The sequence below is a fragment of the Streptomyces sp. NBC_01261 genome (genome assembly GCF_036226385.1).
GTDB lineage: Bacteria > Actinomycetota > Actinomycetes > Streptomycetales > Streptomycetaceae > Streptomyces.
This window is the reverse complement of sequence record NZ_CP108463.1, coordinates 9,304,699-9,318,586: the sequence shown is the minus strand read 5'-3', so window position 1 is coordinate 9,318,586 and position 13,888 is coordinate 9,304,699. Positions and strand designations below refer to the sequence as shown.

Below are 13,888 nucleotides of genomic sequence, written 5' to 3'. Positions count from 1 at the left end.
GCTCCCTGGAGGCGACCTTGGAGCCGGTCCGGAACGCCCTGGAGATCGAGAAGAGCTTCAGCGACTGTGGCGGGACAGCGCCGAAACCCGACCTGCTCGCCTGGATCACCACCTGCCACGGCGACCACGGGCGGGCCGACCGGCCGCTCGGCGCCGTGCACCTACCGTGGCGGGACATCGGCACCACCGTCCCGGCCCGCGACCGCCTGGGCATTCGCCGCCACCGGCCACAAGGTGAACGGCTTCGCCATCCAGCCGCATGACGCACCACGCGGCGCTCACTTCGCCCGGCTTGCCCCATCCTCGATAAACGGCTACGTTGTATCCAATAAGAATTTGTCTACACCGCGGCCAATACCCAAGGGGTTCGACTGCGGGTTCGCGAGACGCAGCAGGATCAGAACTTGCCGTCGGATACGAACGCGCTCCCACACAGGTCCCACCCCGAAAGACCAGTTCGAGCACCCCGTAGCAAAGTGCGGCCGTTCGCCGCCTTCTTCCAGAGAATCGATTGAGGTCGATCACCATGACCGAATTTCAGGACATCGACGTCCTCGTCGCCGGCGCCGGCCCGACGGGCTCCACCCTGGCGGCCGACCTCCTGCGGCGCGGGCTTCGAGTCCGCGTCGTCGACAAGTCTCCGCACGCCTTCGAGGGCTCCCGCGCCAAGGGGATCCAGCCCCGCACACAGGAAGTGTTCGAGGACCTCGGCGTTCTGCATGAGGCACATGCGGAGGGCGGCCCCTACCCGCTGGCCGGGCTCCACCTCGGACCTGTCACAGCGCCGTGGAAGATGCAGCAGCGGAGCAAGCCGACCCCGGACGTCCCCTACCCGAACATCCTGCTGCTGCCGCAGCACCGCACCGACGCCATCCTGCACCGCCTTCTCGCCCGCCTCGGTCTGGACATCGAGTACGGGGTCGCCCTGGCCAGCTTCGAGCAGGGCGCCGACGGCGTCACGACGACGCTCTCCACCGGCGAGCGGGTGCGCAGCAAGTACCTCGTCGGCGCCGACGGAGGCGCGAGCGCCGTCCGAATGGCCACCGGTCTCGGATTCGTCGGGGACACGGACGACACCGACAAGACGCTCATCATCGACTGCACGATCGACGGCCTGTCGCGCGACCGATGGCACATGTGGCCCCGCGCGTCCGCGGGAGCGTGCCCGCTGCCGCACTCCGACCAGTTCCAGGTGATGATCAGGCTGAAGGCGGGCGACACTCCGGACCTCGAACATGCCGCCCTGGCCGACCGGTTCCACGCGCTCACCGGTCTCAAGCTCCGCGACATCACCTGGACGTCTGCGTTCCGGCCCAACGTACGGCTCGTCGAGCACTACCGCGTGGGCCGGGTCGTCCTGGCGGGCGACGCCGCCCACGTACACACGCCCGCCGGCGCGCAGGGGCTCAACACCGGTGTGCAGGACGCCTACAACCTGGGCTGGAAGCTCGCTCAGGTGATCGCCGGTGCGCCGGACAGCCTGCTCGACAGCTATGAGGCCGAGCGGCTCCCGATCGCTGCCGGTGTGCTCGGCAAGTCCAGCGAGCTCTACCAGAGCCTCAGCAAGCACAGGGTCGCCGGCCTCAAGCGCGGCGACGAGGAGCGACAGCTCGGGCTCTCCTATACGGGCGGCCCGCTCGCCCCCGCCGACGCCCCGGCCACCAAGACCCTGCATGTGGGCGACCGGGCACCGGACGCGCCGTGCACCGCACCCGGCACCAGGCGGCTCTTCGACATCTACCGAGGGCCGCACTTCACCCTGCTGGCCTTCGGCCCCAACGCCACTGAGGCCCTGCCGAACCTGATGTGGCCGGCCGAAGGTGCCGAACTGCACCGCTACGCCGTCCGCGGCGGGCACGGCATCGACAGTGACCGCATCACCGATGACACCGGCCGACTGGCCGACATCTACGGCGTGGACGGCGACGCACTGGTCCTGGTCCGGCCCGACGGTTACATCGGCGCCATCATCACGACCGACTGGGCCGACTCCTTCGCAGCCGCGGCCAAGGCGTTCACACCGAGGTGACTCGCCTCGCGCTCAGCGAAGTGACGTTGCCAGCAACGGGGTTGTCGCGTCGAGCCCTGCCCGTCCCCTGGAGGTCCTGGTCTCGGCGCGCGGCTCGAACCCGCACGACAACACCAGGAAGTCGGCATGGCAGAGGTGAATGGCGCTATCGGCGGCAACGCCAGGGCCGACAACGAGCGGCTGGTCTTCTTCAGTGACGCGGTCGTCGCGATCGCCCTGACCCTTCTCGCGCTGGAGCTTCCGACGCCTCACGGGGCAAGCGACGACGACGTGTGGCGGGCGTTCCGGGAGCACCTCCCGGACCATGCGACCTTTCTGCTGAGCTTCGCGGTCATTGCCACATTCCGGGTGGCGCACAAGTGGTTGTTCGGCCGCATCGGCGGGTTCAGTCCTCGGCTGCCGTGGCTCACCTTCAGCCGGCTGTCGGGGATCATTCTTGTCCCGTTCGCGACGAGAGTCCTCTACGCCACCGTCGTCGGGGGCACCGGGCTGACTCTGATCAACACGGTGAACCACTGTTGGTCCCGTGGCCTGTTGCGGCCTGACGCCGAGCCCGAAGTCACGCGGCGTCTCCAGTTGTTCCTTGCCTTCCCGACCGTCGCGTTCCTGTTGTCGATCCCGATCGCCTTCGTCAGCCTCAGCGGCGCCAAGTACAGCTGGGCAGTGGTATTCACGCTCACCGCACTGGCCGCCCGGTGGGCAACCCACCCAGGGGCACGTCCGGACCGTGAGCAGTCGCCGGGCAGTGCGCGTCCCTGAATCGGCAGCGACCGGAACCAAGCACGGGAGCGCGGCGCCTTCGTCGGCGACGCCGAAACCCTGGCCACCGGAGTTCGTCGTCGTGCACGCGTCAGTCGCCACGTCGTTCGACGCCCCGCCGCAGTACTGCGATCACCCCGCGCGTGTCACCCATTGCGCCACGAGGTGGTCGAGGACGTCGGACCACGATCGGTCGGCCTGTCCGACCGGGCCGTCCTAGCGCCTTGGCTGCCTTCGTCCGTTGTGCCGACCCAGCATTACGGATACGCTGTATTCGAAATTATGGGCTGCCCGTTCGGGACGGACCACGTCCTGATGCTGTGCTCTCTCCCCAACGGCGCCGGATTCCAGCTCATGGTCGGGTTGCGTACCCCCGAGGAGTCACATCCCACGCTGCCACAGCTCACCGGACAGCCTCCCTGGCACACCCCTTTGCGCCAGGCCGAACAGGAGGAGCTTCAGGAATGTCAGCACAGCAGGAGGTCGCCGACGGCCTCTCGGCCCCCGTGGTGACCCTGGCGTTCACAGGGAGCCGCACGGAGACGGACGAGGCCACATCGAAGCTTTCGGTCGAATCGCAGGCCGCACTGCGCCAGTTCTCGTTGGAGCGTATGACCGGCTACGGCGTCGACTACGCGGACGCCGTCGAGTTGCGTGGCCGCGTGATAGAGGGACACGACTGGCTCCCGGTCGCCTCGGAGTTGGCGGAGGTGTGCTTGCGCCGCGTCAAGGGCGCTGTGGGAACAACCGGGAGGCCCACGCGAGTCGCGTACCAGCGCCGTGCCTCCGCCCTGCTGCGCATGAGCCAGATGATGACGCTGACCGACTCCACCGAGCGCCGGGCGATCTTCGCGCGGGCCGCGGAACTGTACGCACAGGCCACCGAGTCGAGTGGTGACCGCGAGCGCGTCACGATCGATACCGACTGCGGCCCCCTGGCGGGTTGGCTCGTCTCTGCGGGCGACACCGCGGTCGGTTCGGCCATCGTCATCGGCGGCGTCGAAGGCTGGGCCATGGATTTCGACAGCCTCGGCGAGGCACTCGCGGCACGGGGTATCGACGCGCTACTGCTCGACGGCCCGGGGCAGGGCGAAACCCGGCTCACGCACGAGCACTACCTCACCACCAAGTGGCGCGACGCGTACGAGCGAGCTGTCGACCACCTCGACGAGCGCTCTCCGGGCCGCCCGATCGGCTTCATCGGCAACAGCATGGGCGGCAGCGTCGCCATGGCGGTCGCGGCACACGACACCCGGATCCGAGCGTGTGTCGGCAACGGCGGCATCCACGCCCCATGGCTGGTGCCGCCGAGCATGGGGACCTTCTTCTCGAAGATGGTGGCCACCTGCGGAACCGGAGACCCGGACCGGGCGGTGGACGTATGGAAGACCGTCAACCCACTCGCCGACGGGCCCAACGCCGGCTACCCGCTGCTGGTTGTGCAGGGCGGCCAGGACCCCATGATCTCGATGGACCTCGCGCAGATCCTTCTGCAGGGCGCACCCACGGACGACAAGCAGATGGTCGTCTTCTCCGACGGCAACCACTGCGTCTACAACCACAAACACGACCGCGACGCACTCATCGCCGACTGGATGACGGCTCGCTTGTGCGGACTTCCGAGCCCTGAATTCACGAACTGAGGAGGAGAGCCCCGTGCAGATAACCGACGCACAGATCCACCTCTGGGCGGGCGAGAGCGCACCGCCGCACCACTGGCGCGCGCCGTACACCGTCGACTCAGCCCTGCGCGACATGGACGAGGCGGGCGTGGACCGCGCCGTCAACTGCCCGGCGATCTGGGACGCCGGCGCGAACGACTACGCCGTAGAGGCGGCGAAACAGTACCCCGAGCGATTCGCGACCCTCGGCTGGTTCCCCCTCGACGAGGCCGCGGACGAGTCCCTTGTCGATGCGTGGCTCGACAAACCCGGCATGCTGGGCCTGCGCTTCATGCTGGCCGCGCCCGAATTGGCCGACCGCCTCGCCTCGGGCGGGCTCGACTGGCTGTGGGCGGCCGCCGACCGGCGCGGCATCCCCATGGGGGTCATGGTGATGCCCCCGTACTTGCCCGCCGTCGGTGACATCGCCGCCCGATACCCGAACATGCGACTACTGATCGACCACCTCGGGGTCAGCCCCTTCGAGAAGCTGCCCGAAGCGATCGCTCATCTCGACACCCTGCTCAGCCTCGCGCGCCACCCCAACATCGCGGTCAAGGCGACGGCCGTACCGAGCATGGCGACGGACGCTTACCCGTTCGCCGGCACCCATGGTGTGCTGCGGCAGGTCTTCGACACGTACGGCCCCCAGCGGATGTTCTGGGGCACCGACATCACGCGTCTGCACTGCTCGTGGCGCGAGGCGGTAACGATGTTCACCGACGAACTGCCCTGGTTGCACGGCCACGACCTGGAGCTGGTCATGGGCCGTGCCTTGGCCGACTGGATCGGCTGGCACTGAGGCAGCCCGGGAAGCCATCGCGACACCGTTGCCCGGAGGGAAGGTTGCCCCTCCGGGCAACGGTCTTCGCCGGCTTGAGACCAGCACCGCAACGATGTCGCACATCCGCACACGCCGAGCCGCGAGGCCCACGAGACCAGTAACCGATCAGGGCCCGCGCTACGTGACTCGGTGCCCCGTCGCTTCTTCGGCCTGCTGCGACAGGTTGAGCCTGACCTGTTCCAACCCGTCGAGGAGCAGGTCCAACCCGAACCGGAACTCCTCGTGCGGCGGTACCGAGGTCAGCTCGTGGGACGCGGCCGTCGTGGCCGGATAGGCGGCAGGATCAAGGGAGTTGTAGTAGTCCCGCAGACGTACTTGGTCCTCGGGGCGTGGCGTCCCGGGGCCGTGCTGCTGGATGGCGAAGCCGATCACATAGTGGCCGATGGCCGTGAAGGCGCGGGCAGCCAGACCGACCGAGAAGCCGTGACTCAGGAACAGGGTGATGAGCCGTTCCCTGGCGCGGAGACCGTTGGGGCCGACGGGAACCTGGGCCGCCAGCAGGGAAAGCGCGTTGGGGTGCCGGCCCAGCGTGTCGTAGAGCGTCTCCGCCGACACGGTCACGGCTTCCCGCCAGGACAGGCCGTCCAACTCCTCGGGGTTTACGCGAACCTCGCCCAGCATTCTGTCGGCGACGAATGCGAGGAGTTCGTCCTTGCCGTTGAAATGCCGGTAGAGCGTCGCTGTGCCCGATTCCAGAGCATCGGCGAGCATACGCAGGGTCAGCGCCTGGATCCCGACTTCGTCGATCAGTTTCAGGGCGGTGTCGACGATCCGCCCGACGTCCATCGGGGGACGTCCGCGCCGGTACGCGGGGGCCGGTGTTCGACTCGCCCACCAGGCCGGACTACCCGGCGCCGGCGGCATCTCCGAAGCCATGAAGCGATCACCCTCTCAGCCGGACCGATTGTCGGGCATGTTCAGAAACATGATTATCGGTGTCATCGTATCCGTTACATGTCGCTGCGGTCACGCCCACCAGGCACCTGGCCGCAGTATCAGGAACTGATGCGAACGGTCTCACGCGAGAACGACGAAGCCCCCCGCCTTTAGTGCTACCGCACCGGCGCATCCGTGATCGTCCACGACGTGACCCGGAAGGTCCACCACTGGCCGCGCTTCGTCACAGCGAACGATCACAACGGATTCAGGGCCGCCCAAGCCCTGCCGATGCCCACAAGCCGAGGACGAACTCACCCCACGCCAGAGCATCGACAGAGAACGAGCGTTCACCGCCCCTGCGTGGCTACGCCCCTGTGCACAACCTGTGGCTGTCCCATCTGGCCCGCGCTTTCATCAACGACTCCGGATCCCTCCCCCTGGCCTGGTGGCCCAACCACCTTTACGTGAGCTGTCGCCTACGAGGCCGCTGCCGACGCGGCACTGGCAGTGACAGTGGCTCGGGGCAGCGTTCACCGACAGAAAGCGAGGGCGCCGAACCCTCTCGGTCCCGTCGAGGTGACCGAAACGAGCCGCATCCTCCCGCGCGGCGCCTAAGTGATCACCATGACGTCCAGCCGGCCCGCCGCGGAGCACCTCGCATCCGCTTCGACAACGACCGCATCGCCGGACACGTGTGGTCGGCTCGACGTTGGTCCGACACCGAAGAGGATCGACTTGCCTGACGGGCCGATGCGACGGCGCGAGCACGCAGGAGCAACCAGCGGCTGCCTGGCATCACCCAGGAAGAACCATGCCCCGCTACACCCAACGCTCGATGACCGGGCCGGCGATCAGACACTTGAGCGCGCGGGCACGCCTGCGGGCCAACGGCCAGTGAGCGACGACTGTCGTGAACCCGCAGGCCGGAAGGGCCGCGACAGGAGGCGTCGGGTGTTGCCCGGCACCGCCTACGCACCTCGTGGCCGCGGGACCCCTCTGAGGCAACGCTCGCGAGGCCACCCGGCACACCCCTTTAACGGTCACGACGTATCCGTTAGAATGGATACCGAACCCCTCGCCGACGCCGAGGCGGCCGAAATGAGCTGCACGCTCCTACGCAGGGCGAAGCTGCCGAGACCACGGTGGCCGCCGACGACAGCGCGATGACCTGGTCGGCACTACTCCCCTCGTCAGGAAGTCGGATGAACAAGAACCTTCGACACCGAGTGCCGGAGACATCATGAACGTCGTATCGATCGTCCTTGCCGTGCTCCTCGCGGTGTTCTTCGCTCCGCTTGGCCTGGCCAAGCTGTTGGCCCTGGCTCCGATGCGAGTGCTGGCCGCCGAGTCCGGCATGTCCACCACTGCCTACCGACGCATCGGGGCGCTGGAGGTCGCCGCCGCAGCCGGGGTGCTGCTCGGTCTGGCGGTACCGATCCTCGGTACCGCCGCCGGTACCGGGCTGCTGGCCCTGCTCGTCGGCGCTGTCATCATCCACGTGCGCCGGGGCGACGGGCCTCAGAAGTACGCCGCCGCAGTCGTGACGGCAGTGCTCGTCATCGTCTACTTGGCCGCCCACCTGGGCGCGACCGGATGAGCCTGGGACGACGCGCTCACAACCCTTCCAGATCCTTTAGAGGCCAGCTGTGCCCCTTCTGATCGCGATGGCGTTCTACGCCGTCCGGATCGCATGTGCCCCCATGGACGTGCGTCTGAAGAAGCACCACGCCGGCCCGCCGGCAGTGGCGGCCGGAGCCGATGTCCTCTGCATCGCCTGGGACTGGCTCCGCTCGGACGGCATCAGCACCGTCTACTTCATCGGCGAGTTCGCCGCGTACCTGATGTCGTGCACGCTGGTGCTGGCCACCCGGCCAACATGGCTGGAGCAGTGGTTCGGCGGCCTGGACCGCATGTATCGGCGTCGCCCCGTTCCTGGGTCGGAGCGGCAGTCGGCGTCGGCGTGATCGTCGTTGGCCTGCTCAACAAGCTGATGGGCAGATAGCCGCCGACGCTGTGACTGGCCCCACGGTGGTACACGAGCGAGCCCGGACCAACGCCTGGTCCGGGCTCGCGGGCCGCTCGGGCAACCGCCAACAGACCGAACTCCAGGTGCTCGATGCCGGCGAAGCCGACCTCCTCCAATCGAAGGTCGTGCTGCGCAGTCTGCCGATGCTTCCGGATGCCTGGTTCTGCCTCTGCATGGCCGGACCACATTTTCCGATCGTGGGTCTGTCACGATGCGGGCGGGAGCTGGCAGGTGACGGACCCGCAGCCTCCGCGCCGAAGGAGAGACTGATGCTGTTGAGACCCAGTACGACCTGCGACGAAGCGACCAGGTACCTGGCGGTCCTGACGGACCAGGGGCTCACCGCTGTGCAGAATGCCGTGCCGCATCTGCTGCACGGTGGCGAAGAAGACGCCTCGGTACGCAGCGAGAAGATCCAAACTCTGCGCCATACCGTGTACCAGTACGACCAGTGGACGCTCACCGCCACTACCGAGTTGTCGGAAGTGTTCGCCGACCGATCCATCCCGGCACGGATGCGCGGCGAGCGCTACTCCAACATCGTGTACGGCGACTTCACCGCGCGGCGCCAGGCACAGCTGCTGAATCTCGAACTGCAGGAGTTGCGGACCTACTTCCTGGAACTGGCCAACAAACTGCGTCAGCTCCAGGAGGAGCACAAACACCACCGAGGCCGGACTGTCGTCCTGGACACCAATGACCTCCTGCACTTCTCCCGCTACGACAAGATCCCCTGGACCAATCTGTACGGCAAGGGCGCGGTGGTGGTGATCCCACACGTCGTGGTCGACGAGATCGACAAGAAGTCGTACGCCACCAGCGACACCATCCGCAAGCGGGCCCGAGGCGTCTTCGCCCTCCTGGAGCAGACGCTCGCCGAACAGTACGACGGGCATGCAGTGGCCGGTGGCGCGAGGGTTGAAGTGCTGCTCGATGAGCCAGGTCATGTGCGGCTGCCGAACAACGACGATGAGATCGTGGCCCGGGCCTGCCAGCTGAAGCAGGCCATCGCGCCGACCCCGGTCACCGTGTTGACGGGGGACAACGGCATGCGGGCCCGGGCACTCGCCTGGGGCCTGGAAGCCGGCAAGCTGCCTGAGAAGTACAGGATCGAGCGGATCGGTGCTCAGGAGAAGACCGAGTACCTGGCGGCCATCACGGCCTCTGCGGAGCCCGGAGGCGTCAGCTAGTGCTGGATTCCTCATTCCCTGGGTATAAGTCCTGGTGGCGGGGTGGTTCGGGTGCTCGGGGGCGGGTGCTGGACGGTGGTGTTACGGGCACGGCCAAGCCGTGATCAGGATGAGCGGGCAGTGGTGCGTCGGCTGTCGCGGGCCCGCAAGGCGCCGCGGGATGTGGTGATGCGGGCACGGATGGTGGAGTTGAGCTGGGCAGGGCTGCGGGTGCCGGCGATCGCGGGCGAGGTGGGCTGCGGCCAGAAGACGGTGCGGCGTTGGCTTCACCGCTTCAACCGCTTAGGGCTGGAGGGGCTGGAGGACCTGGGTGGGCAGGGCCGCAAGCGGCGGATCACCGAGGCCGAGCGGTCCCGGATCATCGCCCTGGTCAAACAGGTGCCGCCGGGCCGGCTGGAGGTGCAGCCCGGCGGGGATCTGTGGGCGGCCGACGAGTCAGGGCCGGCCGAGTGGACGCTGGACTCCCTGGCCGCCCAGGCCCGGCAGTTGGGTATCGAGGTCGGCCGTTCCCAGGTGCGCAGGATCCTGATCGCTGAGGGTGTGCGCTGGCGGCGTACCCGTTCCTGGACCCGCTCGAAGGACCCGGACTTCGCGGGAAAAGGACGCGGATCATCGGCCTCTACACCCAGCCGCCCGACGGCGCGACGGTCCTCTGCGCCGACGAACTGGGGCCAGTGATCCCGCGCACTTTCGCGCCCGCGCCGGGCTGGTCACCGGACGGGCACCGCATTAAGTCCGAGCTCGACTACAGCCGCGGGCCCGAGAAGACCTGGGTCTACGGGGCCTTACGCGTCCGGGACGGCCAGCAAATCACCATGGCCGCATCCTCCCGCAACAGCGTCTTCTACCAGCAGTTCCTGCAACTGGTAGAAGACGCCAACCCGACGGGTGAGATCTGGATCGTCACCGACAACCTCTCCTCCCACAACAGCCTGTCCACCCGGACCTGGCTGGAGGACCACCCCCGGATCCACCACGCGTTCATCCCGGTCGGTGCCTGCTGGCTGAACCTGCAGGAAGGCTGGTGGCGGATCTTCCGCAAGACCGCCCTGGCCGGACGGTCCTTCGCCAACCCCGACGACATCACCCAGGCCACCGCCGTGGCCACCCGGCAACTCAACGCCCGAGCCCGCCCCTGGATCTGGGGCCGGCCGACCCCGCCCACCCGCCAACTACGACGCCGATATGTGTACATCCAATGAGGAATCCAGCACTAGTGCTGTGCCCGGAAAGGTTCACCGGGGTCGGGAGCGCATGAGCCTCTGGAGGGAGTGGACGGCCCGTGTGGGACAGGCGTGAGAGGATCGCGGCCGTGACCATCAAGCTTCATGACTTCGACGGCGAACACTCGCTGACGTTGGATGTCGGCGACCTGGCTGCTGATGCCGCAGTGGTCGATGCAGAACACGAGCCGAACGGATACTTCTGGGAAGGTCTCGTGCGGTTTGCCTGGCCAGACATCGCCGAGCGCCTCGACTTCGACAGCGAGGCCGGCATGTTTTGCGCGGTCGGGAGTCCGAGCGACCTCGCGCTTCTCAAGACGGCCGTTGAATCAGTCATCACGAGCCCCGAGGCAGTCCGCGACATCATCGCCCGGGCGGAGACTTCGGGCTTCGAGTTCGACGATTAGAGATCCAACCGGATAGCAACACCAGTTGGGTCAGGATGCTGTGCTGAGTGGGCGTCCGCCCCAGCGGATGCCCTTCTCACTGCGGATCCGGGCACGCTCCTTGCGCTGGGCGGCCAGCACGTCGGGGTGTCGGGCGTTCTTGTTGCGCCAGCGCAGGTAGGCGTGCAAAGCCCGGGTCTGGGTGGTGTGGTTGCGGTGGTTGGAGTTGGCGACGGTGAACTGCCGCAGTGGTCCGAAGTGGGCCTCGATCGGGTTGGCCCAGGATGCGTAGGTGGGCGTGAAGCACAGCTCGACCCGGTTCCTCCTGGCCCAGCGCCGGATCGTCTCGCCCTTGTGCGCGGACAGGTTGTCCAAGATGACGTAGATCGGGGCGCCGTCGAGGCGGGCCGCGCGGATCGACCTCAGCGCGGCCAGGGTGTTCGCGGCGCCCTTCTTTCGGCGGTTGACGCCCCACAGGGTGTCGTCGCCGATCGAATAACAGCCGTGGAAGTAGCGGACGCCGTGGGTGCGGTGGTAGGTCGCGGGGTGCCGCTCGGGGTGGCCGGCAGGGGCCCAGCCGGAACCGCCGGTGGGGCGGATGCCGAGCGGGCCGAACTCGTCGAACGCGAACACCCGGTCCGGGAACCGCTCCAGGACGTGCTCGATCCGGTCGAGCTTGGTGTCCCGCTCGGGGTCGGGTGATTCCTTCCAGGTCTTGGTGCGCTGGAAAGTGATGCCACGGCGGGCGAGCAGGCACCGTAACGCCTCGCGGCCGATCCTGATCACCCGACCGTGCACGCGTCGCAGGTGGGCGGCAAGTTTGCGGACGGACCAGCGGGTGAAGGGCTGGCCGAGCTTGGTCGGGCGGGTGGTGGCCGTCGCGACGACGAAGTCCTCGTCGTCAGGCTTGAGCAGGCGGGGACGGCCTCCCGCCCACTGAGGGTCCAGGCAGGCCAGGCCGATCTCGTTGAACCGGTGGATCACATCCCGGACGGTGTCCTCATCGGCCTGCACCAGCTGGGCAATCACCGGGACCCGGTTCCCGCCGGCCGAGGCCAGCAGCATCATCGCGCGCCGGTAGCGCACCGAACTGGTGCTGCCCCGGCGCACGATCTGCTGCAGCTTCTGCCCCTCCTGGTCGGTCAACCTGCGCACACGGACAGGCTCAGCCACCACACCCCCAGCGATCGGACGAACGGATGTCACCGGACATCCAACCGCCGCGACCACCAACCCGGCGAACCTTCCCGGTCAGAGCACTAGCCGGTGCAGCTCGTTGACCTCGGTGTAGAACTCACGGACCTCTGTCAGAGGACGCACCTTTATCGCGTTCGGGGGTCGACCGATCATCGCGTACCGAAACGCGTCGCCCCACTCGTCCTCGGCGTACAGTTTTCTGAGCAGATCCAGGGAGTCGGCATCGAGTTCGTTCTCCGGTCCGAAGCGCATCAGCAGTTTCATGTAGAGGTCGAGGCGCTCGGCCAGCTCCTTGAGGTTGTGGCCGAGCCTCCGTAGACGCTCCTCGACCCGAGCCGCGCTCAGGTTCTCCTCCCCCTGGTAGCCGTCCCGCAGTGCGCAACGTGCCGCCATGCGGATGAGCCACTTGAGGGCCAGTTCCAGGCTGTGCCGGTAGTTGTAGAGGATCGGCAGTACAAGGCCGTCGTCTTGGCGTATCTGGAAGTAGTGGTTGGCGAGAACCTCGCCAACCGTCTGGTAGCTGCCTGCGAGAGTCAGTTCGTCCTCGCTGGGGCCGCCGAAGATCGCGATCTCGTTGCCGCTCCACGCCGGTGTCGGCGACGGGTGAATCGTGGGTCTGTCAGCGATCACGGGGAGCCGTCACGGTCAGTGAAGGGGGGCGTCCTCCGTGGATCGTCGGACAGGGATTGTCAGTGGGGACCGCCATCATGAAGCGATGGATGATCTCCCTTTGCTGCGGCGTGAGTTCTCGGAGGATGACGACGCGTTTCTCGCAATCGTGATCCGTGACCAGAACTGGGACAAGCAAGCCTTCTCTAAAGGTTGTCCCGCAATGATCAATTGCCTTGGCATGGTCAGCGTCGGGGATGCCCGACTTGGGCCGGTCTGTCCAGCGAGCGCGAGGTTATGCAGGCGGGCTATGCCAAGGATGGCGTGATGTACGCCGTCGCCCTTCAGCCGGCAGTCGCGGAGGATCTTCCAGCTCTTCATGCGGGCGAAGGCGTGCTCGACGCGGGCACGGACCTTGCGGTGTAAGCGGTTGTGCTCCTCTTTCCAGGCTGGCAGTTCTGACTGGCCTGGTTCACGGCGGTGAGGGATCACCAGGCCAGTGCCGCGGTAGCCGCCGTCAGCGATGACTGTGGTGTTGCCGACGAGGGCCTTCGCTCCGGACAACTCCCATGCCTTGCAGTCGTTGCGGTTGCCGGGCAGAGGCCGGCCAACCACGACGACCATCCGGGTATCGGCGTCGATGACGACCTGGTGATTGGTGGAGTACCGGTAGTTTTTCGACTGTTCCGCCACCGCATGGTCCCGTGTGGGCACCAGGGTCCCGTCCACGATGAGCACGGTGTCCTTGCGGAAGCGTCGGCGGGGCCGCAGTGCGAGCAGGGGTGCGAGGCGGTTGATGATGCGGTCGGCCGCTGACTTCGAGATCCCGAACAGCGGCGCGAGCTGGCGCAGCGTCAAGTTGGTGCGCCAGTACGCCGCAACCAGCAGGACGCGGTCCTCCAAGGGCAGGCTCCACGGCCGGCCTCGGCGAACCGTGTCTGCTCCCTCGCGGCGCACGGCGGTCACCAGCTTGCCGAAGCAGCGTGGGCTCAGCCCGGTGAACGGGCCTATCCAGGACGGCTGCGACGCCGTGATCACACCAGCCACGAGAAGATCGTCCCACCGCGCTGCAACCTGCCCGAGAC

14 protein-coding genes and 1 pseudogene are annotated in these 13,888 nt (G+C 67.3%); 11 read left to right on the top strand and 4 right to left on the bottom strand.

Going from position 1 to position 13,888, the window contains the following annotated elements:
- Positions 1-17: 17 nt before the first annotated feature.
- The 5 genes from OG226_RS41440 to OG226_RS41420 all read left to right on the top strand — a co-directional run bounded on the left by OG226_RS41440 (position 18) and on the right by OG226_RS41420 (position 5,251).
- The gene (locus OG226_RS41440; protein WP_329351904.1) at positions 18-263 is read left to right on the top strand and encodes a hypothetical protein; all 246 of its coding nucleotides are present in this window, start codon (positions 18-20) and stop codon (positions 261-263) included.
- Positions 264-526: 263 nt separating this feature from the next.
- Complete coding sequence (locus OG226_RS41435; protein ID WP_329351903.1) at positions 527-2,029, top strand: FAD-dependent monooxygenase; 1,503 nt, start codon at positions 527-529, stop codon at positions 2,027-2,029.
- 126 nt (positions 2,030-2,155) lie between these two features.
- Positions 2,156-2,788, top strand: a complete 633-nt coding sequence (locus tag OG226_RS41430; protein ID WP_329351901.1) for a TMEM175 family protein — start codon at positions 2,156-2,158, stop codon at positions 2,786-2,788.
- 464 nt (positions 2,789-3,252) lie between these two features.
- Positions 3,253-4,431 carry an alpha/beta hydrolase gene (locus tag OG226_RS41425; RefSeq protein ID WP_329351899.1) on the top strand — a complete coding sequence of 393 codons (1,179 nt, stop codon included), beginning with the start codon at positions 3,253-3,255 and terminating at the stop codon, positions 4,429-4,431.
- A gap of 13 nt (positions 4,432-4,444) precedes the next feature.
- Positions 4,445-5,251: an amidohydrolase family protein gene (locus OG226_RS41420; protein WP_329351897.1), complete on the top strand. Its 807-nt coding sequence runs from the start codon at positions 4,445-4,447 to the stop codon at positions 5,249-5,251.
- Between the two features lie 159 nt (positions 5,252-5,410).
- Here the strand turns inward: OG226_RS41420 and OG226_RS41415 are convergent, their stop codons facing one another.
- On the bottom strand, positions 5,411-6,079 hold the full coding sequence (locus tag OG226_RS41415) for a TetR/AcrR family transcriptional regulator (protein WP_329351895.1): 669 nt from the start codon (positions 6,077-6,079) through the stop codon (positions 5,411-5,413).
- A 1,333-nt stretch (positions 6,080-7,412) separates the two neighbouring features.
- Here OG226_RS41415 and OG226_RS41410 point away from each other — a divergent pair.
- The 6 genes from OG226_RS41410 (at position 7,413) to OG226_RS41385 (ending at position 11,018) form a co-directional block, all read left to right on the top strand.
- Positions 7,413-7,769 carry a DoxX family protein gene (locus tag OG226_RS41410; protein WP_329351894.1) on the top strand — a complete coding sequence of 119 codons (357 nt, stop codon included), beginning with the start codon at positions 7,413-7,415 and terminating at the stop codon, positions 7,767-7,769.
- A 103-nt stretch (positions 7,770-7,872) separates the two neighbouring features.
- Positions 7,873-8,136, top strand: a complete 264-nt coding sequence (locus tag OG226_RS41405; protein ID WP_329351893.1) for a hypothetical protein — start codon at positions 7,873-7,875, stop codon at positions 8,134-8,136.
- A gap of 331 nt (positions 8,137-8,467) precedes the next feature.
- Positions 8,468-9,388, top strand: a complete 921-nt coding sequence (locus tag OG226_RS41400; RefSeq protein ID WP_329351891.1) for a PIN domain-containing protein — start codon at positions 8,468-8,470, stop codon at positions 9,386-9,388.
- 120 nt (positions 9,389-9,508) lie between these two features.
- On the top strand, positions 9,509-10,066 hold the full coding sequence (locus OG226_RS41395; RefSeq protein ID WP_329351499.1) for a helix-turn-helix domain-containing protein: 558 nt from the start codon (positions 9,509-9,511) through the stop codon (positions 10,064-10,066).
- The gene (locus tag OG226_RS41390; protein WP_329353663.1) at positions 9,952-10,590 is read left to right on the top strand and encodes an IS630 family transposase; all 639 of its coding nucleotides are present in this window, start codon (positions 9,952-9,954) and stop codon (positions 10,588-10,590) included. The genes OG226_RS41395 and OG226_RS41390 overlap by 115 nt, the downstream gene beginning before the upstream one ends.
- A 110-nt stretch (positions 10,591-10,700) precedes the next feature.
- The gene (locus OG226_RS41385) at positions 10,701-11,018 is read left to right on the top strand and encodes an Imm51 family immunity protein (RefSeq protein WP_329348095.1); all 318 of its coding nucleotides are present in this window, start codon (positions 10,701-10,703) and stop codon (positions 11,016-11,018) included.
- Positions 11,019-11,048: 30 nt separating this feature from the next.
- Here the strand turns inward: OG226_RS41385 and OG226_RS41380 are convergent, their stop codons facing one another.
- The 3 genes and pseudogenes from OG226_RS41380 to OG226_RS41370 all read right to left on the bottom strand — a co-directional run.
- The gene (locus OG226_RS41380) at positions 11,049-12,170 is read right to left on the bottom strand and encodes an IS630 family transposase (protein ID WP_329348094.1); all 1,122 of its coding nucleotides are present in this window, start codon (positions 12,168-12,170) and stop codon (positions 11,049-11,051) included.
- A gap of 78 nt (positions 12,171-12,248) precedes the next feature.
- Complete coding sequence (locus OG226_RS41375; RefSeq protein ID WP_329351889.1) at positions 12,249-12,824, bottom strand: hypothetical protein; 576 nt, start codon at positions 12,822-12,824, stop codon at positions 12,249-12,251.
- 258 nt (positions 12,825-13,082) lie between these two features.
- A pseudogene (locus OG226_RS41370) lies at positions 13,083-13,850 on the bottom strand (transposase); the annotation flags it as partial.
- Positions 13,851-13,888 lie beyond the last annotated feature (38 nt).